Origin of the sequence: Nostoc sp., from assembly GCF_036917755.1 — a bacterium.
Taxonomy (GTDB): Bacteria; Cyanobacteriota; Cyanobacteriia; order Cyanobacteriales; family Nostocaceae; genus Nostoc.
Window position 1 is genome coordinate 82,613 of the sequence record NZ_JBALFC010000002.1, and the last position, 21,830, is coordinate 104,442.

Genomic DNA, 21,830 nt, shown 5'->3' on the forward strand with positions numbered 1-21,830 from the left:
GCGTCAGCGTGCCGGAGGCTCTATTCCATTCGCTCGGTGTAATAATATCTTACATCTCAAAAAATAGTAAAATTAGAGATACTTTTAACACTACTGAGACGCTTCAAATGGCAACGACATCTAATATTCAGGTGACTATTTCCCTATCCGAACCCGGTTTAAACGATGAGGAGTTGCAAACAGAAGTGCAAAATTTGCTTCCACAGATTAAAGAAGTGGATGGAGTAGAAGATGCAGATTTAGTGGCAGTTACAGAAGTCCCCCAAGGTTCAAAGGCTTTAGGGGGTTTTTTGTTGGCAACATTGAAGGCAGTGGGCAATCCAGCTTTGATAAAGCCTTTGTTTGGGTTTTTGAGTACTAGACTTTCTGGAAAAACCATTGAAATTAAAGTAGAAGTTAATGGCAAGAAACTCGAAGTCAAAGCCAGTAATCAGGAAGAGTTTGAATTTGCCAGACGCCAAGCTGAGGATTTTATAAAAAATACCAAAGATATCTAAGACAGCAAGTATGGCAAAAGTAGCATTACTAATTGGGGTTAGCGAGTATGAACAGGGGTTGAACCCGCTACCTGGTGCTGTCAAAGATGTCGAGGCTATGAGGCGAGTGTTGGTGAACCCAGAAATGGGTGGCTTTGCCGAGGCCGAGGTGCTAAAAAATCCCTTACGGCAGGAAATGGAAGATAAAATTTATGATTTATATACCAGCAATCGTAATCAGGATGATGTCTTGCTGCTCTATTTTTCTGGTCATGGCATAACTGATAGTGGAGGTGAGTTTTACCTATCGACTCGCCAAACTCGTAAAGACCAGCAAGGAAAATTAGTACCAACCACGGCTGTAGCAGCCAGAGAAGTGCATCGTTGGATGAACGCAAGCAAGTCCAAGCGACTCGTTGTAATTTTAGACTGCTGCTTTGGTGCAGCTTTTACCAAAGGTTTGACAGCTAAAGATAGCGGTAGTGTCAATCTGGAACAGCATTTGGGGGGTGAAGGAAGGGCAATTCTTACTGCTTCGACTTCGACACAATATGCATTTGAGCAAGAAGGTCTTGAACTTTCAATTTACACTCAATACCTAGTTGAGGGTATTGAAAAAGGCGCAGCAGATCAAGACGGGGATGGTTTGATATCGGTCGATGAGTTGCATGGGTATGCCAGCAGCAAGGTTCGAGAAGTATCTCCAACAATGACACCAGAGTTCTATCCCGTTAAGCAAGGTTATAAAATTTATCTAGCAAAGTCGCCCAAGGATGACCCCAAACTGAAGTATCGCAAGGAAGCCGAAAGTCGCGGTAAGTCGGGTAAGGGTAAGTTTTCTGTTTTTGCTGAGAGAATACTAGAATCTAAGCGGATTGATTGGGGGCTATCTGAGGATGAGGCAAAGGCAATCCGAGAAGAAGTTCTGCAACCATATCGAGAGTATGAGCGTAAACTAATTCAGTATGAAGAGGCGCTGACTCATGCAGTCGGTGAAGAATATCCTTTTAATGAGGAGGAACTGGAAGAATATCAGCAACATCTAGGATTGAGGGATGAAGATATTGCTTCTATAAAACAACGAGTGCTTGCGCCAAAACAAGCAGAATATGAGCGCCAGCAGGAAATAGAAAGATTACGCTGAGAGCGAGAAAGAGCAGAATATCAAAGGCAGCAAGCGGAATTACCTAAACAGCCAGATAAAGAACCACCTAAAACTGTTCCTCAACCGCCATCTCCCCCAGGCATTCAAACTCAGTCGTTTGAGTTTGACACCGCCACCATCAATGTAAAAAAATCAGGAATGTTTGGCTTAGGAAAAACCTATGAAATTAATCGTAGTCGCAAACGAGCCGAGTTTTTCTCAGAAAATTTGGGTAATGGTGTAGTTCTGGAAATGGTTGCAATTCCTGGTGGTAAATTCTTAATGGGTTCCCCAGAGAATGAGCCAAAACAATACGATTCTGAAAGTCCACAGCACACTGTCACCGTTCAATCCTTTTTTATGGGTAAATTTCCAGTTACACAAAGCCAATGGGCTGTTGTAGCGGCGCTGAAAAAGGTAAATATTGATTTAAATCCCGACCCATCCAACTTTAAAGGTGCTAATCGACCTGTTGAACAAGTATCTTGGGATGATGCAATTGAATTTTGTGCCAGATTGTCTAATAAGACTGGGAAACCCTATCGCTTACCTAGTGAGGCAGAGTGGGAATATGCCTGTCGTGCGGGAACGACTACCCCATTTTATTTTGGTGAGACGATTACGACTGATTTAGCTAATTATCGGGGGACAGATTGGAATTATGAAGGGACATTGTACCCAGGTAATTATGGTCAAGGCCCCAAAGGTGAATTTCGTGAGCAAACAACAGATGTCGGAAAATTTCCACCAAACCCCTTTGCTTTATTTGATATGCATGGTAATATATGGGAATGGTGTCAGGATGCTTGGCACGAAAATTATAACGGAGCGCCAGCAGACGGTAGCGCTTGGATGAGTGATAATGATGATCGGGTGCTGCGCGGTGGTTCGTGGTGCAACGTTCCGAGGTTCTGCCGTTCGGCGAATCGCTGCTGGGTCGCGCGTGACGGTAGGAACAGCAACGTGGGTTTTCGGGTTGTGGTTGCGGCTCCCCCCAGGACTTAGTAGCTCTTTACACTCTTGCCCTTTTGCCTTCTTCGCTTTTTTCTTTTCCCTTCTTCTTCTCTGTTTTGTCTCGCGCTCTGCGCGATCAAATTTTTTTAGCTAAATTCTGAATGAGTGATTTACCGATAATACAGAAAACATACGATTTAATCAAGTGGTATGTGCCAATTTTAAATCGTCTGCCTAGAGATCATAAATTCTTGCTAGGAAATCGGATAATTACAGAATTATATGATGTATTAGATGGTTTAATCGTAGCAAGGTATGCAAACCAAAAATTAGCTCAGTTAGAAGCGTTGATTACTCGCCTGGGCGACTAGAAGTCGCGGCTACACAGACAAAACCCACCTCCGTGGGTTAAAAGCCTTTGAATTTGTATTAGTCCACGGAGGTGGACTTTGCTTGTGTAGCCGCGAATTCCATTCGCCTTGGCTCTAGGTGATTTATCGCTTTGTTATGTAAATCATCATGAGGATTAAGCAACGCTACCCAGTACCCCGTATCTGCAAACACAACCCGCATTAATCTTTTCCTTGCTTCTGTTTCTTGTAGTAATCAAATCTCCTAGCTAAGTCTGTGGGTAGTTTTTGCCATTCTTCATCAGGGACTTGGCCAGAGATTTCAGCTACCAATTCCCAAATAGGTAAAGCGTCTGGGTCAAAGGAAAGTTCGCTTAATTTGCATATCTCGCTGAACTTGATGGTAGTTGAGAGGTTCTCAGACCCATCTAACGGAGGTATCGGCGTATGTTCCGGTTGAAAATTTTGTTTTACCATTCTACTAATTTTACAAGTATTAGAGCAGAAAGCTCACTAAGAGATCCAGAAACTAAAACATAGTTATGTGCTTGCAACCTTTAAAGGATGGGATATATCCAAGAGTAAAGACGCTAAAATTTACAGCAGTTGATCAGGGTTAGGTTGATGAGTCCGTCACTTGAAAAAATTTTAAGCGAGATTGAGCAATTAACTCCAGAGGAGCAATTGACGGTGATGGGGCATTTGGTGGAGCGCATGAAGAAACATATCACTCAAGCGCAACCAAAACGCAAGTGGAGCAATTTGAAGGGTATGGCATCTTATCCGCTATTGGGTGAGGATGCTCAGGAATGGGTTTCGCGCACTCGACGGGAAGGAGATGAGCATCGAGAACGCTTGTTGCGAGGAGAGGAATGAAGATTAGTGATGCATTAGCAAATGTTTCTCGCTTGTTTCTCGATACAGCACCCGTAATTTATTTTGTAGAACGCAATCCGCAGTTTGTGGATTTAGTCGATCCAATTTTTGATCGGTTAGAAGCTGACATTACAGCAGTAGCATCTGCAATAACATTATCAGAGTGTTTGGTGGGTGCTATAGTTCCAAATCACATAGTCAAATATAGTCAGACTTATGCAACTCGGTTTTAAGCGACTCTACTTTCAGCATGGACACGCTTAAATAGTGGAGTTATCCGCCTTGGATGTACTACCTGACATCCCCTATCCCTTAGAATGGACTTGATAGAGTCAAACCCTTCAGGATTACTTTTTCTGCCGATATTGAAAGAAGCGTTCACATCGGCATGAATCTTCAAACCATTTTTACTGACATACCACGCTCGTTCAACACGTCTCCCTGAGAAAATGTGCCTCACCTTATTGTTAGGGTCATAAGTTGGGATAATGTCCCAATTAATAAAAGATGCCTTGCTTGTGTAAGATTCTTCTCCAACCTTAACGGTGATGCCGACTCGTTCTAGTTTATAAGTCAACATCTTGATAAATAAGAGGTGTGGTATCTGAGTAAAATTCTGGTTTGTACGTTTACCTAAGTTAAGATGTGTTTTCCATTGTTCGTTTTTCCCGATTGCTACGTGAGTTACACCAAGAGACAGAAATTCATCCACAATCATTTTTGTGGACTGATGTAAATATGAATCTACAAATTGATTCCGATTCCGAACGATGTTTGCAATTCGTCTTGACGAGCCTTTACCCTTGGGAGCCACTCCCTTGCGGGGGTTCCCCCCGTTGTGGGAAGTGGCGTGCAGAAAACCCCGAAACTTGGCAATCTGCTTGTTGTCAAATTGGTTTGCTGATTTTAATGGTTTCCCATTTACAATAATCGGCTGTATTGTTAAGTCGTTAAAAACAATCGTCGCTAGATTATCTAAACCAATGTCTATCGCCGCATTCAAACCAGGATTTAAGCGACAATTGTAGTCTGATGTTTTGGGAATTTCATAAACTACTTCGATAATAAAGCATCCCGTTTTTGGGATAATTCGCACTTCGCACAAGTCATCAAACTTTAGTCCAGGTTTAACCGGAATCTTGATTGGTGACATTGATGGGACAACTGTACCCTTACTAAATTCTCTTTTACCAATTGCTTGATTATTGAACTTAACTAGGTTTTTATCGTCTACATAATTAGGTGGCTTTGGTCTACCTGTAAACTTAGTTGAATCAAGTTTATAAGCTGCCAATGCTTTGTAGTAAGCAATCCACGCGTCTGCATTCTGTTTTAATACGAGTTGAGCTACTTTTGCGGGTAAGGCTTTGTAGTTCTCGTTTTGCTTAAATAAACTATCTAAGCTAGCTTGTGATTGAGTCCCCCAACCATAGAATAAACCTTGGCGTTGGGTGAATTGAGCAGTGTTATAAAGCTGTCGGGAAATAGTAGTTATATCAGTGCAGTAATCAAACCATTCATGTCCTTCTTTGATTACGTGCTTTTCTACTTGACGCATATTATTGATTTGTCGGACAAGATTATTCTACCATTCAATGAGGACATGAAAGACTATATCTGAGTAGGTTAGACTATATTTTGCTTGAAGTTTTATAATACGTCTGGGGTTAGTGGATTTAGAGCAGGCTTTTGTCGATGTCTTGCAACAAGATGAAGTAGTTTTTGTGGAGATTAATGCTAATATTGCGCGAGAAGCTGCGAGAATTCGGGTACGTTATAACCTTCAGTTACCCGATGCGTTGCAGGTGGCGGCGGCAATAATTGCTGGTTGTGAGACGTTTTTGACCAATGATACAGCTTTGAAGCGGGTGATGGAGTTGAGGATTTTGGTGGTGGGTGAGTTGTCGGTGGAGTGAGCAGAGTATTTGCAATAGCGATGCCAGTAAATTGCGGAAAACCTGCCACAATTTCTGTTGCAATCATACATTAGGCAACTTTACATCTGTGGAAAACTTGTGGAAAAACTCAAGTACTTTTCCACAAGGTAATTATACTTAATTAAGTTTTACTAGAAAATATCAAGTTTTCCCCAGTTTTTTCCACAAAAAGTAATGTTTTTTCCCTAATTTAAGTTAATTTTAATCAATTTTTATACATTACTTAATATTTTCGACGTCAGGATTCAGCCGTCAATGCTAATTATCAGAGTGCTGGTTGTGGAAAACTTAAAATAAATCTTCACGATGGTTTTTGGGAACGGCTAGTCATATTGATGCGATCGCTCAGTTGGCGTAGAGTTTGTGATAAGGTGCGATCGCTCTGGTGAAGTTGGGTAATTTTATCGCAACTGTAGATCACCGTCGTATGGTCTTTACCACCAAACTCCTCGCCAATTCTCGGCAAACTCAGGGATGTATGTTGACGCATTAGATACATTCCTATTTGACGCGCCCAGCTAATCTCTCTTCGACGTGAGTTACTTTTGAGGTCGTCTATTGAAAGATCAAAATTCCCAGCTACAACCTTTAAAATTGCTTCTGGGGTAGCTGCCATTATTTCGTTAGGCGGTTCTAAAACTGGTGTGATATTTTCCACCGTCATCGGTAAGCCCCAAATAGAAATATAAGCCACCGCCCGAATTAAAGCTCCTTCTAATTCTCTAATATTAGAAGTATAGTTAGAAGCAATATACTCAATCACATCGCGGGGAAGACTAATATTTTCATCCTCGGCTTTTTTTTGCAAAATTGCCATTCTAGTTTCTAAATCCGGCTTTTGGATATCTGCAATTAACCCCATAGAAAACCGAGAACAAAGACGTTCTTGCAAACTAGGAATCTGGTTAGGAGGACGGTCGGAAGCAATCACAACTTGTTTACCAGCTTCATGTAAAGTATTAAAAGTATAAAAAAATTCTTCTTGTGTGTACTCTTTTCCTTCAAGAAACTGAATATCATCAACTAATAAAACATCAGCAGCTCGGTAATGTTCTCTGAAACTTTGCATACTATCCTTGCGGATTGCTGTAATTAAATCATTAGTAAACTGCTCAGTTGAAACATAAAATATGTTACAATCAGGAGAAATTGTCCAGCGATAATGACCAATAGCTTGCATAAGATGAGTTTTACCTAAACCTACGCCACCGCATAAAAATAAAGGATTAAACTCTTTACCTGGAGATTCTGCAACTGCCAAAGAAGCAGCGTGAGCCATCCGATTGTTAGCACCAACTACAAATCTCGAAAAGACATATTTAGAGTTCAATTCAGTAGTTTTTTGATTGTGATTAGGGACAGCTTCAGAAATACTGCTGGGATTTGGTGATTCCCAAGAAACCTCTCGTTCACTAAAATGAGAAACTTCATCACCTTGAGCAACGGTAATGTAAATTCCCACAGGATGACCCAGAATATCTTGTACTACATGAGCAATAGTGTTGATGTAATACTTCTGTAACCAATTACGAGCAAATGGGTTAGGAGTGCGGATAACCAAGCAATTATTTTCTAATCGCTCTGCACTAGCAGTTTTGATCCAAGTTTCAAAGGTGGGTCGGGATAGTTCAAGCTGTAGGCGCTCTAGTACCTGACTCCACAGACTTTCTATGGGAATTTCCATTATCCACCACCTTTGCTGCTAATTGTCACAATAGAAGAGAAAGCACCAATTTAGCATTCAGACACGCTAGACCTAGAATAAGCTTTTAAGTTGTAATCATTTTGGGACATACTCGGTAGGCAAGATCCTAACACCCACCGACCAAACTGAGTGCTGAGTGCTGAGTACTAAGTGCTGAGTAAAGTAAAAATTTCTCAGAGCTTTCCTACCCAGTATATGCCTCGTCCCTTATGAGCGGTCTTTTAACTCAGCATGGGCTAAACCTTAGCTACCGCTAACAGCATTGTTAACTCAGCACTCTTCACTGACACGGAGAAGCAACGACACATGAAGACAACAAACCATCACTCAGCGTCCAAAAAGATAGATACCAGGGGTTTACCCTACAAATTGTGGATGCTCTCATATGGGGTAGCAGTGGTGTTCTTGGGGAGCTGCTCTCTTGTACCAGCCAAGACCTTTGAGACTCAGCCAAGTGATACTCAAGCTCAAAAGAGAATAGAACCCAACCCGGTAATTGTCCCCCCGCCAATTATTTCGTCGTCTGGAGATCCTAACTTTGTGGTAAAAGTAGTGCAACAGGTGGGGCCTGCGGTAGTTCGCATTGATTCTTCCCGAACAATCACTTCTCGCGTACCAGACGAATTTAACGATCCATTTTTCCGGCGGTTTTTTGGAGACAGTGCGCCACAAGCTAGACAACGGGTAGAGCGGGGTAGTGGCTCTGGATTTATCATTAATTCCTCTGGTCAAATTGTGACTAATTCCCATGTGGTAGATGGTGCTGATCGAGTGACTGTCACACTCAAAGATGGCCGGACTTTTGATGGTAAAGTGTTAGGTGAAGACCCAGTAACAGATGTGGCTACGATTAAAATTGATGCTAATAATCTGCCAACTCTATCTGTGGGTAACTCCGATTCTTTGCAACCAGGAGAGGCTGTAATTGCCATCGGTAATCCATTAGGCTTGAATAATACCGTCACTTCTGGAATTATTAGTGCTACAGGTCGTTCTAGTAGCGATATCGGTGCTAGCGACAAGCGAGTTGATTACATTCAAACGGATGCTGCGATTAACCCTGGTAACTCTGGTGGGCCGCTGTTAAATACGCGTGGTCAAGTGATTGCGATGAACACAGCGATTATCCAAGGCGCTCAAGGTTTGGGATTTGCTATTCCCATCAACACTGTGCAAAAAATTGCCCAAGAATTAATTGCTACAGGCAAGGTCGATCATCCTTATTTGGGTGTTCAGATGGTGACATTGACACCAGAAAATAAAGAAAGAATCAAAAATATAGCAGGCGATCGCTTCAATCTTACAGCAGATGAGGGGGTTTTGCTGGTTGAGATTGTGCCGCGATCGCCTGCATCTGTGGCTGGACTACGAGTTGGTGATGTGATTAAAAGCATTAATAACCAGCCTGTTAGTAAAATTGAACAAGTACAAAAGCTAGTAGAAAATAGCAAAATCGGTACTAAGTTACCAATAGAAGTGGAACGCAATGGGCAAATTGTCCAAGTAGGTGTTCAACCTGCTGCTTTGCCTATGAGACGGGAAGAATGATGTTTGTCATTTGTCATTTGTCATTAGAAAAACAACTGACATACTCCCTAGTCCCAATGCCCAATGCCCAATGCCCAATGCCCCATGCCCAATGCCCCATTATCTAAAGGAGTTTTATCATGAGTGAATTAGCGCCAATCATTCAATTAGGCAATCCAACATTGCGCCAAAAAGCTGCTTGGGTTGAGAATATTCAAGATGAGCATATCCAAAAACTAATTGAAGACTTAATCGCCACTGTTGCCAAGGCTAACGGGGTGGGAATTGCTGCGCCTCAAGTAGCACAATCCTATCGTTTGTTTATTGTGGCTTCTCATCCTAATGCTAGGTATCCCAACGCCCCGGAAATGGAACCTACTGCAATGATTAATCCCAAAATCATTGCTCATTCAACTGAAGTTATCAAAGATTGGGAAGGTTGTTTAAGTGTTCCAGGGATTAGGGGGTTAGTTCCTCGGTATAAAGCTATTGAAGTGGAATACACTGACTCTCAAGGCAACTTACAAAAGCAAGAATTAACCGATTTTATCGCTCGGATTTTTCAACACGAGTACGATCATCTCGACGGTATTGTATTTGTAGATCGTTTAGAGAACACTCTCGATATGATCACTGAGCAGGAATACCAAGAACGAGTAGTTAAAAATTAATAAATGGGAGTGGGGAGTGGTGTAGTTTAATTACAGCGTTTCCTAATCATATAAGAGGATGTTTGAAAAGTCGTAAAGTATACTATAAACCCCGCTTCCAAACCTCTCCCCTTTGGCGTCAGCCGCTTCGTGAGATTCGCAAGTTAACGAGATCGCTTCTACTCCGGCACTAATCGTCGCACCCCATCCTGATGATGAAACGTTAGGTTGTGGGGGTGCGATCGCTCTGTTCTTAACAAAAAGGTAACAGCATTATGATAAACGTTGCTGTTTATTTAGAAGAATTGAAAAAATAATCAAAGTAGTCAAAGTTAGTAATGAGTCATTATTAAATTTCTGCGGCAGAATCAGATTGTTGTCCACAGTTACACGCTCAAGGAAGGTGCTAAAGCTAAAGTTTTCTTTTGATCAGCAAGGAGAAAGCGATCGCAGAGGTTAAACAGTTCTACCTCGGTTTGGGTCTGTCGCATCAGCCGCAAGAAATCACCTTCAGCGTCAACATTCAGGGCAATGTAGTTGAGGAACATTTTGAGGTAGCCTACGCGCGATCGCTCTGGCATGGTTGCTGCTGTGGGGGTTTGCCATAAACGATCAATATAGTTCCGTACCTCTACTAAAGGAACGGGTGCGATCGTCTCGAAGCGCAAAGCCTGCCGAATTTGATTAAAAAGCCAAGGATTGCCGATCGCCCAGCGTCCCACCATCACACCCGCCGCCCCCGTTTGAGAAAGCACTTTAACAGCAGTTGTCGCAGAGTCGATATTACCATTGGCAAGCACTGGACAATCGACTCGTCTTACCGCTTCAGCAATCAAATCATATTTCACTGCCCCGTGGTACATATCTTTGACAGTGCGACCATGCAAAGAGAGCAAATCAATGCTGTGGCGATTGATTATATCTAGAATTTCGTAAAAGTTATCTGTATTTTCAAACCCTACGCGCATCTTGACGGTCAAAGGTCGATCGTTGACAGCAGAACGCAGTTCTCCCAAAATCCGATCCACTTTTTCTGGTAAGAGTAGCAATCCACCCCCAACATTTTTGCGATAGATTCTAGGTGCTGGACAGCCCATGTTCAAGTCAACTCCAGCGATATTATAGTTGCAGAGTTCCTTTGCTGTTCTTACTAAGTCTGGAATGCTTTCGCCAATCATTTGAGCAAAAACGGGGCGACCCGTGTCGTTTTCGGTGATTGCTGCCAGAATGCTACGATTGAGCCGTGAGGTTTCATTGACGCGGAAATACTCGGTGAAAAAGTAGTCAGGACTGCCGTAGTGGGCAATCACCTTCATAAACCAGAGGTTTGTTACATCCTGCATCGGCGCAAGAGCCGTGAGGGGTAGGTCTGGATGCTGCGATTGGGGGAGCGATACCTGGGGCATAAAGATATTGATTTTACTCAAACAGGACTGACTTTGGCTCTGTAAAGCAGCTTCTCACCTTGAAGGTAGCCAGTGTAGCGCACCTTGACTATTTCACCTAGTTGTGCAGTTCCATCAATCAATTGGTGCAGTTGGGGGTTATAAGGTAATTCTGCTCCCACGGGTGCGATCGCTTCCACTCCCCACGCCTCTAAAAGTTTTTCTAGGGGTTTCTGCACCAACGGTACTATTTTGACTGCTGCTAGCTGGGGATTTTCTTGCGCTTTCTGTGCTGCTGTTGGCCATTGCAATAATAAAGACTCCAGCAGTTGCAAATTCGACTGCTGGAATTCTTGTAGTAATATCTCTCGCTGCTGTTCTAGTTGCAGCTGCGATCGCTGGTACTCTTTTCTTAAATCTGCAATTTCTTCTAATAATTCCTGAGTAGGTGCTGCTTTCTGTTGTAACAACTCTACGGTTGAAAAAGTTGCGATTAATTCATTCAAAGGCATCTGTAGCACTGGCGACAGCTTGAGCAGCACATCTAACCGCATCTGCTCTAGTTTTCCTTGGCGTAACCGCAAAACTTGACGCTCTGAGACGCCAGCAGCGCGACTCAGCCCTTTAAAACTAGAAATACCCACCTGTTGCATTAAATCTTGCAACTTTTGGGTGAAATCAATATTGGGCATTGATGATTCTCAGTTATTTTCTACCATGCTACATAGCACGTAATCCGAGCGATCGCTACGTCACAGATTATCGTTGAAATCTAAAAAGTAAAGCTACCGTCCCACAAAGGTTTTAGCGTCAGCTAGAGCGTTGCCAAAAAATGGATAAAGTCGAGCTTAGATGCTTTTGTTCCAATACTCTAAACCAGTTACAAGCACATCTTCCAACCACTGCTTAAAACGCTCTGTAAGATTGCTCTCCTCATCAGCATAGGAAAACTGAAATGGAGAATCAGTTAATGCTTGGATCTCGCTAATATTTCGTTCACCCTCTTCTGCATTATCTCTATGGTATGCACAGGCAGAACATACAAGTATACCACGATACTCATGTCCAAGAACATGAAAAGATAATAGGATTGTTGTTGTTGATTCTATATCGATACCTAATTGTATCCAACTGTGATATGGACGAAGATTTGCAAAGTACCCTAGCTGTTTAGCTGTTTCTACAACTTGGTAGCGATGATAGTAGGATTTTGGATCACCAGCCGGAGCTGAGACTCTAAAAACGCGAGGATCATTTATTAGATTTTGAACAGATAATCTGATCTCATTAGCAATATCTTGTAAACGTTCAGATGCAATTTCAAACAAGTTTGCAGCAAAACTCTCAACCTTTCGACAACGATCCTGAATAGTTGCCGATTTATTTTGCTTCAGCTTGTCAGCTATAGAAGCAATAACAACTTGAGCGCGTCGCCCTTCTGACAAGATTTGTTCAGATAAACCAAGACTACGAATAAATGCTTGCTTTTGACTCCTAGAAAACAAGCTAATCAAATTTGATAAATCACCTTGATCTGCTTGCTCTGAAGCCGCAATATAGACTCCTCGGTCGTCACGAGTTAGAACTAAAGGGAACCATCCAGCTTGGATGAAAACTAAACTAGCGAGGCAGCGAGCAACTCGACCATTGCCATCTTGAAATGGATGAATTTGTGTGAAGCGATGATGCAGCCATGCGGCTTCAACTTCAGGAGGAATTTGTCTTGCTTGATGTTGATGATGCCATTGAATCAAATTATCCATTTCAGAGGCGGCCTGTTCTGGAGGACAATATTCGTGCATGGAGCCATCAGGTCTTTCAGGGTTATTAGGTAGTTTTTTCCAGTCACCTTTTATAAGAGGAACGCGAGTAATTTGTCCTGTTGATGTTTTAGCTTCTGTAGTATCTTGATTCTGGGTTAGAAGTTGATGTAACTCTTTAATATAGAAAGTCGTTAGAGTTCTTTGTCCACCTACAAAATCAAACAGCCCTTCAATTGCTGCTTCTTGATCTTGGATTAGAGATACAACAAAATTAACTGGGCGATCTGTAGCTCCATGAGGAATTAGAGCCTCATTGATTCCTTCTTCAATCAACAAGCGAGTAATTCCTCGCTCTAGCGTGTACAATCGTTCAATTATTCCAGTTTCTATGGCGATCTCTCGGCGTAACCTTTCCATAAAAGTTTTGAACTCGCCAGAGGAACGAAGACGCTGTGCTTGTTCATTCCAAACAGTAAGTAAAGGTGGGAACTCAGTATTAGCCAATTTTTCCCAGTTGGATGGTAAATCTTCTATTGGTTGCCATTGCATAAAAAACCATCAGATAATGTGCATGAATACCCTAACACTCGTTAACCTCTTAAGCGATCTGTTTAATCAGGCGAGATAAACCCTCGGCAATTTTAGCCCTACTCGCCTCGTTAATGCCGATATTTATATTTTTAACTGTTACTTTCGATGACATAATTTTCTCCTAATTAGGTTATATGTAATTTGAGGATTGGGCATGGGGCATGGGGCATGGGACATTGGGCATTGGGCATTGGGCATGAGTTATCCCCCTCATCCCCCTCATCCCCCTCATCCCCCTCATCCCCCTCATCCCCCCACTCCCCACTCCCCACTCCCTATGCCAAGTGCATCTTCAAAACGCTCCGGGGTGCTTTACGGACTCTGGCTAAAACGGTTTCTTTGCCTAAACGCTGGCAAGCTTCATACCGATGGCAACCAGAAAAACCATAATATTGTCCATCTACTTCTAGGACATCTATAGGTTCTTGCTGCCCAATCTCCGCAATCGATTCCATTAAGGCTTGCACTTTATTTGGATCGTTTACACGGGGCAATGGCCGTTTTATCTGATTTAATGGAATTTCTTGGACTCTAACCATAAGGAGTTTATCCAACTAGTTCTGTTTTCTGTCTCTAAATAAATCATAGTCATTATGACTTCGTTTTGCAAGTACTTTGGGCAAAACTGGTAATGGTATCATTGGAGCACTCATGGGACAAAAAAACCGCGCTATAAAGCAATTGGAAAATCAGCTCCAACGCCGCATTCAGGGGCAGAATCAGGTAGCCATGAAATTTTCGTTTTGGCGTTTTTCCCACACTCTGCTGACAACATTTTGTCTATTGGGACTAACTGCTGCATCAGGACCTGAGAGCAACATCCAGGATATGGAACTGAAAATTGGGATTGTGCAGCGATTTGGCGATAAACCCACAGCCAAGCTGCAACTGGAACCCACAAAAGGCGATCGCTTAAAGCTAAAATTTAAAACGGGCAACAATCAGCAAATCCTAGTTACCAAGAACCCTGTAAAGCTGGAAACAGTAATACAAGCTTTACCCCAGTCAGCAGTCGAAGAAGTGGTAGTTTTAGGCACATATCGCACCTTTGAAACTGCCGAAGACAGTGCTAATAAATGGCGTTCTCAGGGAATAGAAGTGGAAATAGCCCAGCCAGAACGCTGGCAGGTTTGGGCAAAACGAGATGTTTACGGCACTCCTTTACTGCGACGCTTGCTATTGCAGAACATCCAAGCTTCTACCAAAGAAAAAGTATATCTTGATACTAAAATTTTGAAGCAAGTGCCGCGAGTGAGTTGGGTGGTGGATGGTAAACGCTACAGCCCGAATGATTTAGAAATTAGCACTGATAAAAATTTGATTCGGGTGAATAAAAGCGAAAAGCCAGAAAATGCTCGTCTTTATGCCGGGCGACTGAATTTGCAGCCAAATGCCTACGGTACATACACTCTAGTTAATCAAGTACCTTTAGAAACTTATTTGCGTGGGGTTTTGCCTTACGAAATCGGCACGGATGCACCAACAGCGTCCCTGCAAGCTCAAGCAATTCTCGCGCGAACTTATGCCTTGAGAAATTTACGCAGGTTTGCCGCAGATAACTATCAGTTGTGTGCTGATACTCACTGCCAAGTTTATTATGGACTGAATGGAGCGGCTGCCAAAACAGACCTGGCGATCGCCTCAACCAGGGGTAAGGTACTAACATATAAAAATGAACTAGTAGACGCCCTGTATTCTTCCACGACTGGTGGCGTCACCGCCTCCTTCAGCGATGTCTGGAATGGCGATGATCGTCCTTATCTGCGCCCTGTACTGGATGCTGCGACTAATTTTTGGAACTTGTCTAAGCAGAGTTTAGCAGATGAAAAGAACTTCCAAAAATTTATTAATACGCAACAAGGATTTAATGAAAGCAAGTGGGATATGTTTCGTTGGCACAAGGAAACTCCTTTAAAGGATATTACCAAGGACTTGCAGAAATTTTTGCAGGTGAAAAACAGTCCCGATGCCAAATTTAAGACAATTCAGGCGATGGCAGTAGTGAAGCGAAGCCAGAGTGGACGCATCCTTGAACTCGCGGTTAAAACTGATCACAGCACCTTTGTTCTCCACAAAGATGAAGTTCGTAGTGCCTTTGCTGCTCCTAAGAGTACGCTATTTTACATAGAACCTCTGAACAAAGGCAAACCCGAACTGTGGGGCTACGCTTTTATTGGTGGTGGATTAGGACATGGAGTTGGCTTGAGTCAAACTGGCGCTCAAAATTTAGCTAAATTAGGTTGGTCAAGTGCAAAAATTCTCCAATTCTACTATCCTGGCACTCAGATTCAAATTCTCAGCAAAGAGACTAAACTTTAAGCATACTTAAAAAATTAAGCAGGAACACAAAATTTACTGTGTTCCTGCTCAACACAAAATTAGGCTTTTTGTCAAAGTCGCTTTAAGAGGTACACACGGCATTGAAAGGGTGTTGACCCTAAATGCCCTGCTTCTATTTTGTCAACATCATTAACTCTTGCAAGAGGTTTATTGTTGAGGGGACTAACTCTTAGTAGAGTTCTTCTTCTTTGTGAGTTTCGATTGTCACGTCAGAGGTTGGGTAAGCGACACAGGTCAGTACATATCCAGCTTCTATTTGATCGTCATCTAAGAAAGACTGATCACCCTGATCTACGGTACCCTTTATGAGTTTACCTGCACAGGTCGAGCAAGCACCAGCGCGGCAAGAGTAAGGCAGGTCAAGACCAGCTTCTTCAGCAGCGTCTAGAATATAGGTATCGTCATCAACATCAAGTGTTTGGTTCAGTCCTTCGGCTTCGTTGATTAGTGTGACTTTAAAACTTGCCATTGAGTAATCCTCTCTTTTGCAAAGGGCAGTATAAGTTATCTTAAGGCAAAGGTCACGGCTATTCTGTGGGATTAGCCGCTCGTTAAAATTTGCTTCAATTCTGATACTACGAGAAAAATTAAACGATGTAACTGGAAATTGAACCCGATTAGTAATGAAATTTAGTTGCTTAATCCTGATAAGTTTTATTTATATTATTTCCTGCCCTAGTCAGGCTGTGATTAAAAAAAACTATCTTAGGGATGAAAAAACATGAATAGGATTAATGCCATTAACTCATCCCCCGGCTTGAAGCCGGGGGCAAATCGAAGTCATTAGTCATTGGTCATTGGTCATTAGTACCAATGACCAATGACTTTTGACTAATGACTAAATCGGCGGGCGGCTATCCCTCCCACCCCTTGAAGGGATGGTATTCCCGCCGATTTTTGTTGATATTTTGTCGGACTTACGCAGAAGAGATCCTCAACTTCCCTTAAAAAGCAGAGATGTTTCATTCGAGCAGGTAGAGATTTTGTCAATATTATTATGAGCGAGAAATAAGCTTTAAGTTGGTAATCGAAAAAATTACCGCAAGGACTCCGTAAATTTACAGCAGAATTCCGAATTCAGGGGTCAGAATTCAGAAGTAAAACAGCTTTTACACCAGGGTTTGAGACTTTGGTTGTGTACCTCACCTTCCTTGAAATGCGCTGTAAGTGCTTTCTGCGCTTCTCTACAAGACGCTCTGCGATCGCTATGATAATTATTGGATCAGATTTTTTAATCACCTGATTTTTTGGGGTTAGACGCTTGTAAATTAGCGCCTTTTAGGAAACTGGCAGGATGAAAAACAGAACTAGTGAAGATCATGTATAATCCAGAAGCAGCTTTGGAAAAAGCAAGAGTGCGTGTAGGTTTGGTAGGTACTGGCTATGCGGCAAAGTTTCGGGCTAAGGCATTTCTTGACGATCAGCGATCGCATTTAGTCGCAGTTGTTGGTCATTGGGCAGAAAAAACAGAAACCTTTGCCAAACAATATCAGATTGAAGCGTTGAGTTCTTGGCAAGAGCTAGTAGAGCGTGAAGATATAGACCTAGTAGTGATTTGCACTATTAATCGAGATCATGGTGCGATCGCTCGTGCAGCCCTTACCAACGGCAAACACGTAATTGTAGAGTATCCCCTTTCATTGGATGTAGTCGAAGCTGAAGAACTGATTGCCTTAGCCAAAGCCCAACAAAAACTTCTGCACGTTGAACATCTAGAAATTTTGGGTGGTTTACATCAAGCCTTGAAGGAAAACTTAGCCAAAATTGGTGAGGTGTTTTATGTTCGCTACAGCACTATCAATGCCCAGAATCCTGCACCCCGCAAATGGACTTATAACCACGAGTTGTTCGGCTTTCCGTTAATTGGTGCCCTGTCTCGCCTACATCGTCTCACTGATTTGTTTGGTAAAGTATTTACAGTTAACTGTCACCAGCGATATTGGGAAATAGAACCGGAATATTACCAAACCTGTTTCTGCACTAGTGACCTTTGCTTTAACAGTGGACTTTTAGCCCAAGTAGTTTATGGCAAAGGCGAAAGTATTTGGCAATCAGAACGCAAGTTTGAAGTTCACGGGGAAAAAGGTGGTTTAATTTTTGATGGCGACACAGGATTTCTGATCCAGCCAGGGGAAACAATACCTATAGAGGTTGGACCTCGCCGGGGTTTGTTCGCCAAAGACACGAGTATGGTGTTAGACCATCTTTTTGATGGCACTCCTTTGTACGTTACCCCAGAGGAGAGCTTGTATACCCTAAAGGTTGCTGATGCTGCACAAAGAGCTGCACAGACAGGGATAACTATATTTATGAAAGATACTTTAGTTAAAGAAGTCGGAAGTCGGAAGTCGGAAGTCGGAAGTACAATTTTGTAACGGGAATTTAGCGCTGTATTGTGGTCTTGGGGTATCCCCAAGAGGAGCAACTTTGCAAGACAGAACAAGACTTACATACTAACGGCTTCTCTTGTAGCCGGGGATTTAAACCAAACCGTTGTTTGTTGACAAAAGGGACTGAGTTTTACCCTTACCAAGTGTTTCTATAAAAGTTGATGAAAAAAGTTGATGAAAACTGAACTAATTGTTATTTTATCCCAACGCGAATTAGACAAAATGCGTCAAGCTGGACGTTTAGCAGCCAAGCTTCTCCAGCATCTGGAACCGTTCGTGAAGCCAGGGGTTAGCACTCTCGAACTCAATGATGAAGCCGAACGTTGGACGCAAGCGCATGGAGCAAAAAGCGCACCCCTTGGCTATAAGGGTTATCCTAAGTCGATTTGCACCAGTGTAAATGAGGTAATCTGTCACGGCATTCCCAACGCCAAGCAAATTCTCAAGGAAGGTGACATCATTAATATTGATGTCACGCCGATTGTTGAGGGTTATCACGGCGATACATCCAAGACATTTTTTGTTGGGACTCCTTCCCCAAAAACCAGAAAGCTGGTAGAGGTGACAGAAGAGTGTTTGCGCCTGGGTATTGCTGAAGTTAAACCAGGGGGACGCATTGGAGACATTGGTGCAGCCATTCAAGAGTATGCTGAAGCCCAAGGCTTTTCTGTGGTGCGAGATTTCGTGGGACACGGCATCAGTAACATTTTCCACACTGCGCCGGATGTTCCCCACTATGGCACACGCGGTAAAGGCAAGCGCCTCAGACCAGGGATGGTTTTTACCATTGAGCCAATGATTAATGAAGGTACTTACGAAGTCGAGGTTTTGGGCGATAAATGGACTGCTGTGACGCGCGATCGCAAACTTTCTGCTCAATGTGAGCATACCTTAGCTGTAACTGAAGATGGCGTTGAAATCCTCACCCTACCTGAAGGCGAGAATTACTGGGCTAGTTGATTTTTCTACTACTTGATTAACATAATGGTTCAAACTCTTGCTGCGGAAAACGTCACACTTGAGCAACTAATATTGCTCTATGGATTAGAGTTAGTTGATTCGGAAGAATTCTTTCGAGAGTGGCAAGATGACCTACCAGAACTGACAAGTTTAGAAAAGCAGCTATTAGATCAAATAAAGGCAGGTTACATAAATTTACGAAACTATCCGCCTTTATTAGAAAATACAGTCAACACGATTGTTTTATCCCCACTGCTATTCATTGGCAAGTTTTATTTACCTCCTTTTCACCTCAAATTAGAGAAATCTATCGAGATTGAAACCCAAGACAACCAAACTATCATCAAAGGACGAATTGACTTCTTACTTCTCAATCAAAAATTCTGGGTAACAGTTATTGAGTCTAAACAGGTTGCTTATTCGGTAGAAGCAGGACTTGACCAAATTCTGGCATATATGCTAGCTGCTCCCCAGTCACAAGATGTAGTATTTGGCATGATTACTTCTGGTGGCAGTTTTATGTTCATTAAACTGCTCAAAGATCATCCTCCTCGCTATGCCACTTCAGATATTTTTGATGTCCGTAACCGTGGCAATGAGTTATATAATGTACTCCAGATTTTGAAGCGCATTAGTCAATTGACTTTTGCCTGATCAAAGGTAGTTAGAATAATTAAGAGCAGCAATATCTGCTCTAGTTCTGAACCTGGAAGCATAAATCTCTATGGTATCAGCCACTATTAATACAGGTACTCTTAGTTCTGAGAAATTCGTTGCTGGCTATCTGGATGATCTACGCTACGAGTTAATCGATGGAGAACTAATCGACTTGGAACCCACTGGACTTCATCAACAGGTAACTGGGTTAATTAATCGTAAGCTCAATGTAGCAATTGATCTGCTTAACTTGCCTTGGTTTATTCCGATGAAATGCCTGATTAAACCATTAGGTCAAAATTCAGCCTTTAGACCTGATATTGTGATTCTTGATCAGACAGCTTTGGCGAATGAGCCATTATGGAAAACTGAGCCAGTTATTACACTAGGCAAATCTGTTAAATTAGTAGTGGAGGTTGTCAGTAGCAATTGGCAAAATGACTATGCCCGGAAAGTGGAAGACTACGAAACATTAGGCATTGGGGAGTATTGGATCGCAGATTATCTAGGGCTAGGAGGCAAACGCTACATCGGCTCGTCTAAACAACCTGTGATCACGATTTATCACTTAGTCAATGGAACTTATGAAGGACAACAGTTTAGGGGAACAGAACGCCTCATCTCCCAAACATTTCCAGACCTGAATTTGACCGCAGAACAGATATTTGTCGCGGGTCGCTAGGCGCTCTCTGGGGAGAAATATTTAAACTGCTGAAATCCAATTTCACAAATGTCTGACTATATTTGACTATGTGATTTGGAACTATAATTATCGTCCCAACTTATTAGGAATACCTTCACAACCACCAGGAATAGTACCTCTGGTTTTTTGGCCACCCCAAGTGCAACAGTAGCAACGTGTAGACTCAGACATCCGTTGCACATTCGTGAAATCGGCATTTTCTACCACAGCGCCAGTGTGTTCGCCGGTTTGATAATCTGGTCGTTCAGTGCGACTGCGGGGTGATGCTTTGTCCACTACACCGTAAAATAGGCGAACTCCATTCATGTCAGCACCACTGAGATTAGCATTATATAAAATTGTGCGGGACAGATTGGCTTTTACTAAATCACAACTGGACAGATTAGCGCGGACAAGATTAGCTTCGCTGAGGTCAGTCCAACGCAAATCAGTACCAGAAAGGTCTGCTGCGGCTAGCGTTACGCCTAAATCAATGACACGCACACCTTCCAGACGGTCTTCTGCATATCCGCCACTTCCGTCGAGAATGGGGCGACCTAATCGTTGATCGCGTTTTAGGGGTGACAGCAACTTGGAACGTGAGAGAAAGCGGAGAATTTTCGCTTTACCACTGCCATCAACACTACTTAAAATTGCCGCAGTACGTCCTTCAGCGATCGCTCTCTCTTGAGGCCAATCTTCTAATAATCCTTCTTCATCTAATACTAAGTCTGAAACGCCTTGGAAATAGGAATCAATCGTCTGTTGCTGAGTAATAATATTTTGCTGAACTGTTAGCAGGTTTTGCTGAATTGTCAAGTCTTTGGAAATAACATATTGTCGCCATGCTACGTAAACGGCAATGATCGCGATGAAAATTTGCCCCAAAGCGCCAAACCATTCTGCAAGAGTTCCAGCAATTTCCCAGTTAATTTGGCGTCCCCAAAGTAGCAAGCGATCGCCGACACCGGTGAACCTGATCAAGCCGATAATCGCTACTATTAGTCCCAAAAAGGCCACAAATAGCGTGCGTTCTTGGGGTGAAAACCACTCGTTTAAAACTTCTAGGAACCAAGGTAATAATATCGCTAGGGATAACAGCAAAGTCATCAGCGTTCCGATAATGCCGATGAGCCAGTTATTCAGGATAACTCCAATAAAGGTGATAGCGATCGCTATTAGAGTAATCAGCAATGCCCTCGGCTTAACTGCAAATTGATTGCTAGTGGGTTGCTTGAAGTCAGAACGGGCTTCTTTGAGAGCAGTTGTATGTTGGGGAGATTGTAAAGATGCGATCGCTGCTAGAGCTTGTTGTGTCGCCAGTACTTCTGAGCTTAGGTTCTTCTCAGTTGCACTACCGTCAAAGTCATCTGGTTGCAAATCGTTTTGGGGGACTGGTTCTGGGGTTGGTAGATTTGAAGAATTGGATTCAATCGTCATGTT

General features: G+C 42.6%; 23 protein-coding genes and 1 pseudogene. 14 read left to right on the top strand and 10 right to left on the bottom strand.

Translation table 11 applies throughout. From position 1 onward, the window contains the following. Positions 1–107 precede the first annotated feature (107 nt). From V7L05_RS01145 to V7L05_RS01160, 4 genes and pseudogenes are all read left to right on the top strand, one after another. Positions 108–497, top strand: coding sequence for a sugar ABC transporter permease (locus tag V7L05_RS01145; RefSeq protein WP_335161029.1), 390 nt, complete (start codon positions 108–110; stop codon positions 495–497). A 10-nt stretch (positions 498–507) separates the two neighbouring features. Beyond that, a complete protein-coding gene (locus V7L05_RS01150) occupies positions 508–1,620 on the top strand; it encodes a caspase family protein (protein WP_335161031.1) in 1,113 nt (370 codons plus the stop codon). 159 nt (positions 1,621–1,779) lie between these two features. Beyond that, a complete protein-coding gene (locus V7L05_RS01155) occupies positions 1,780–2,625 on the top strand; it encodes a formylglycine-generating enzyme family protein (RefSeq protein ID WP_335161033.1) in 846 nt (281 codons plus the stop codon). A 110-nt stretch (positions 2,626–2,735) separates the two neighbouring features. Then, positions 2,736–2,936 (top strand): annotated as a pseudogene (locus V7L05_RS01160) (diversity-generating retroelement protein Avd); the annotation flags it as partial. A gap of 210 nt (positions 2,937–3,146) precedes the next feature. On the opposite strand, the gene V7L05_RS01165 reads toward V7L05_RS01160, so the two are convergent. Next, positions 3,147–3,401, bottom strand: coding sequence for a hypothetical protein (locus tag V7L05_RS01165; protein WP_335161035.1), 255 nt, complete (start codon positions 3,399–3,401; stop codon positions 3,147–3,149). A gap of 147 nt (positions 3,402–3,548) precedes the next feature. On the opposite strand from V7L05_RS01165, the gene V7L05_RS01170 reads away from it, so the two are divergent. Both V7L05_RS01170 and V7L05_RS01175 read left to right on the top strand, forming a co-directional pair. Then, positions 3,549–3,800: a hypothetical protein gene (locus V7L05_RS01170; RefSeq protein WP_335161037.1), complete on the top strand. Its 252-nt coding sequence runs from the start codon at positions 3,549–3,551 to the stop codon at positions 3,798–3,800. After that, positions 3,797–4,033: a hypothetical protein gene (locus tag V7L05_RS01175; protein ID WP_335161039.1), complete on the top strand. Its 237-nt coding sequence runs from the start codon at positions 3,797–3,799 to the stop codon at positions 4,031–4,033. The genes V7L05_RS01170 and V7L05_RS01175 overlap by 4 nt, the downstream gene beginning before the upstream one ends. Here the strand turns inward: V7L05_RS01175 and V7L05_RS01180 are convergent. Beyond that, positions 4,030–5,358 carry an RNA-guided endonuclease InsQ/TnpB family protein gene (locus tag V7L05_RS01180; RefSeq protein WP_335161042.1) on the bottom strand — a complete coding sequence of 443 codons (1,329 nt, stop codon included), beginning with the start codon at positions 5,356–5,358 and terminating at the stop codon, positions 4,030–4,032. The two genes, V7L05_RS01175 and V7L05_RS01180, sit on opposite strands and share 4 nt — an antisense overlap. A gap of 112 nt (positions 5,359–5,470) precedes the next feature. On the opposite strand from V7L05_RS01180, the gene V7L05_RS01185 reads away from it, so the two are divergent. After that, the gene (locus V7L05_RS01185) at positions 5,471–5,716 is read left to right on the top strand and encodes a type II toxin-antitoxin system VapC family toxin (RefSeq protein WP_335161044.1); all 246 of its coding nucleotides are present in this window, start codon (positions 5,471–5,473) and stop codon (positions 5,714–5,716) included. Between the two features lie 322 nt (positions 5,717–6,038). On the opposite strand, the gene dnaA is transcribed toward V7L05_RS01185, so the two are convergent. After that, complete coding sequence (gene dnaA / locus V7L05_RS01190) at positions 6,039–7,421, bottom strand: chromosomal replication initiator protein DnaA (protein ID WP_335161046.1); 1,383 nt, start codon at positions 7,419–7,421, stop codon at positions 6,039–6,041. Between the two features lie 327 nt (positions 7,422–7,748). On the opposite strand from dnaA, the gene V7L05_RS01195 reads away from it, so the two are divergent. Both V7L05_RS01195 and def read left to right on the top strand, forming a co-directional pair. Further along, on the top strand, positions 7,749–8,990 hold the full coding sequence (locus tag V7L05_RS01195) for an HhoA/HhoB/HtrA family serine endopeptidase (RefSeq protein WP_335161048.1): 1,242 nt from the start codon (positions 7,749–7,751) through the stop codon (positions 8,988–8,990). A gap of 119 nt (positions 8,991–9,109) precedes the next feature. Then, positions 9,110–9,640: a peptide deformylase gene (def, locus tag V7L05_RS01200; protein ID WP_335161050.1), complete on the top strand. Its 531-nt coding sequence runs from the start codon at positions 9,110–9,112 to the stop codon at positions 9,638–9,640. Positions 9,641–10,005: 365 nt separating this feature from the next. Here def and V7L05_RS01205 read toward each other — a convergent pair whose 3' ends face one another. From V7L05_RS01205 to V7L05_RS01225, 5 genes are all read right to left on the bottom strand, one after another. Continuing rightward, positions 10,006–11,025, bottom strand: a complete 1,020-nt coding sequence (locus V7L05_RS01205) for a tRNA-dihydrouridine synthase family protein (RefSeq protein WP_335161052.1) — start codon at positions 11,023–11,025, stop codon at positions 10,006–10,008. A 17-nt stretch (positions 11,026–11,042) separates the two neighbouring features. Continuing rightward, entirely contained in the window at positions 11,043–11,696 is a 654-nt protein-coding gene (grpE, locus tag V7L05_RS01210; RefSeq protein WP_335161054.1) for a nucleotide exchange factor GrpE, read from the bottom strand. A 156-nt stretch (positions 11,697–11,852) separates the two neighbouring features. After that, on the bottom strand, positions 11,853–13,316 hold the full coding sequence (locus V7L05_RS01215) for a Fic family protein (RefSeq protein WP_335161056.1): 1,464 nt from the start codon (positions 13,314–13,316) through the stop codon (positions 11,853–11,855). 167 nt (positions 13,317–13,483) lie between these two features. Next, positions 13,484–13,630, bottom strand: a complete 147-nt coding sequence (locus V7L05_RS01220; protein ID WP_335161058.1) for a histidine kinase — start codon at positions 13,628–13,630, stop codon at positions 13,484–13,486. A 3-nt stretch (positions 13,631–13,633) separates the two neighbouring features. Next, positions 13,634–13,897, bottom strand: coding sequence for a ParB N-terminal domain-containing protein (locus V7L05_RS01225; protein WP_094329374.1), 264 nt, complete (start codon positions 13,895–13,897; stop codon positions 13,634–13,636). A 112-nt stretch (positions 13,898–14,009) separates the two neighbouring features. On the opposite strand from V7L05_RS01225, the gene V7L05_RS01230 reads away from it, so the two are divergent. Next, positions 14,010–15,677 carry a SpoIID/LytB domain-containing protein gene (locus V7L05_RS01230; protein WP_335161060.1) on the top strand — a complete coding sequence of 556 codons (1,668 nt, stop codon included), beginning with the start codon at positions 14,010–14,012 and terminating at the stop codon, positions 15,675–15,677. Positions 15,678–15,867: 190 nt separating this feature from the next. Here V7L05_RS01230 and V7L05_RS01235 read toward each other — a convergent pair whose 3' ends face one another. After that, on the bottom strand, positions 15,868–16,167 hold the full coding sequence (locus V7L05_RS01235) for a ferredoxin (protein ID WP_335161062.1): 300 nt from the start codon (positions 16,165–16,167) through the stop codon (positions 15,868–15,870). Positions 16,168–17,017: 850 nt separating this feature from the next. Here V7L05_RS01235 and V7L05_RS01240 point away from each other — a divergent pair. From V7L05_RS01240 to V7L05_RS01255, 4 genes are all read left to right on the top strand, one after another. Then, positions 17,018–18,073 carry a Gfo/Idh/MocA family protein gene (locus tag V7L05_RS01240; RefSeq protein WP_335161064.1) on the top strand — a complete coding sequence of 352 codons (1,056 nt, stop codon included), beginning with the start codon at positions 17,018–17,020 and terminating at the stop codon, positions 18,071–18,073. Positions 18,074–18,262: 189 nt separating this feature from the next. Next, the gene (map, locus tag V7L05_RS01245; RefSeq protein ID WP_335161066.1) at positions 18,263–19,048 is read left to right on the top strand and encodes a type I methionyl aminopeptidase; all 786 of its coding nucleotides are present in this window, start codon (positions 18,263–18,265) and stop codon (positions 19,046–19,048) included. A 24-nt stretch (positions 19,049–19,072) separates the two neighbouring features. After that, the gene (locus V7L05_RS01250) at positions 19,073–19,702 is read left to right on the top strand and encodes a restriction endonuclease subunit R (protein ID WP_335161068.1); all 630 of its coding nucleotides are present in this window, start codon (positions 19,073–19,075) and stop codon (positions 19,700–19,702) included. 70 nt (positions 19,703–19,772) lie between these two features. Further along, on the top strand, positions 19,773–20,387 hold the full coding sequence (locus V7L05_RS01255; RefSeq protein WP_335161069.1) for a Uma2 family endonuclease: 615 nt from the start codon (positions 19,773–19,775) through the stop codon (positions 20,385–20,387). Positions 20,388–20,474: 87 nt separating this feature from the next. On the opposite strand, the gene V7L05_RS01260 is transcribed toward V7L05_RS01255, so the two are convergent. Continuing rightward, positions 20,475–21,827, bottom strand: coding sequence for a pentapeptide repeat-containing protein (locus V7L05_RS01260; protein WP_335161071.1), 1,353 nt, complete (start codon positions 21,825–21,827; stop codon positions 20,475–20,477). Between the last annotated feature and the right edge of the window lie 3 nt (positions 21,828–21,830).

What these genes read in the sequence shown, in the direction of transcription:
- V7L05_RS01195 (WP_335161048.1), top strand. Translation starts at nt 7,749, where the DNA reads ATGAAGACAACAAACCATCACTCAGCGTCCAAAAAGATAGATACCAGG.
- V7L05_RS01260 (WP_335161071.1), bottom strand. Translation starts at nt 21,827, where the DNA reads ATGACGATTGAATCCAATTCTTCAAATCTACCAACCCCAGAACCAGTC.
- V7L05_RS01235 (WP_335161062.1), bottom strand. Translation starts at nt 16,167, where the DNA reads ATGGCAAGTTTTAAAGTCACACTAATCAACGAAGCCGAAGGACTGAAC.
- V7L05_RS01225 (WP_094329374.1), bottom strand. Translation starts at nt 13,897, where the DNA reads ATGGTTAGAGTCCAAGAAATTCCATTAAATCAGATAAAACGGCCATTG.
- V7L05_RS01170 (WP_335161037.1), top strand. Translation starts at nt 3,549, where the DNA reads ATGAGTCCGTCACTTGAAAAAATTTTAAGCGAGATTGAGCAATTAACT.
- V7L05_RS01145 (WP_335161029.1), top strand. Translation starts at nt 108, where the DNA reads ATGGCAACGACATCTAATATTCAGGTGACTATTTCCCTATCCGAACCC.
- V7L05_RS01240 (WP_335161064.1), top strand. Translation starts at nt 17,018, where the DNA reads ATGTATAATCCAGAAGCAGCTTTGGAAAAAGCAAGAGTGCGTGTAGGT.
- V7L05_RS01250 (WP_335161068.1), top strand. Translation starts at nt 19,073, where the DNA reads ATGGTTCAAACTCTTGCTGCGGAAAACGTCACACTTGAGCAACTAATA.
- dnaA (WP_335161046.1), bottom strand. Translation starts at nt 7,421, where the DNA reads ATGGAAATTCCCATAGAAAGTCTGTGGAGTCAGGTACTAGAGCGCCTA.
- V7L05_RS01175 (WP_335161039.1), top strand. Translation starts at nt 3,797, where the DNA reads ATGAAGATTAGTGATGCATTAGCAAATGTTTCTCGCTTGTTTCTCGAT.
- V7L05_RS01180 (WP_335161042.1), bottom strand. Translation starts at nt 5,358, where the DNA reads ATGCGTCAAGTAGAAAAGCACGTAATCAAAGAAGGACATGAATGGTTT.
- def (WP_335161050.1), top strand. Translation starts at nt 9,110, where the DNA reads ATGAGTGAATTAGCGCCAATCATTCAATTAGGCAATCCAACATTGCGC.
- V7L05_RS01215 (WP_335161056.1), bottom strand. Translation starts at nt 13,316, where the DNA reads ATGCAATGGCAACCAATAGAAGATTTACCATCCAACTGGGAAAAATTG.
- grpE (WP_335161054.1), bottom strand. Translation starts at nt 11,696, where the DNA reads ATGCCCAATATTGATTTCACCCAAAAGTTGCAAGATTTAATGCAACAG.
- V7L05_RS01205 (WP_335161052.1), bottom strand. Translation starts at nt 11,025, where the DNA reads ATGCCCCAGGTATCGCTCCCCCAATCGCAGCATCCAGACCTACCCCTC.
- V7L05_RS01165 (WP_335161035.1), bottom strand. Translation starts at nt 3,401, where the DNA reads ATGGTAAAACAAAATTTTCAACCGGAACATACGCCGATACCTCCGTTA.
- map (WP_335161066.1), top strand. Translation starts at nt 18,263, where the DNA reads ATGAAAACTGAACTAATTGTTATTTTATCCCAACGCGAATTAGACAAA.
- V7L05_RS01230 (WP_335161060.1), top strand. Translation starts at nt 14,010, where the DNA reads ATGGGACAAAAAAACCGCGCTATAAAGCAATTGGAAAATCAGCTCCAA.
- V7L05_RS01155 (WP_335161033.1), top strand. Translation starts at nt 1,780, where the DNA reads ATGTTTGGCTTAGGAAAAACCTATGAAATTAATCGTAGTCGCAAACGA.
- V7L05_RS01255 (WP_335161069.1), top strand. Translation starts at nt 19,773, where the DNA reads ATGGTATCAGCCACTATTAATACAGGTACTCTTAGTTCTGAGAAATTC.
- V7L05_RS01150 (WP_335161031.1), top strand. Translation starts at nt 508, where the DNA reads ATGGCAAAAGTAGCATTACTAATTGGGGTTAGCGAGTATGAACAGGGG.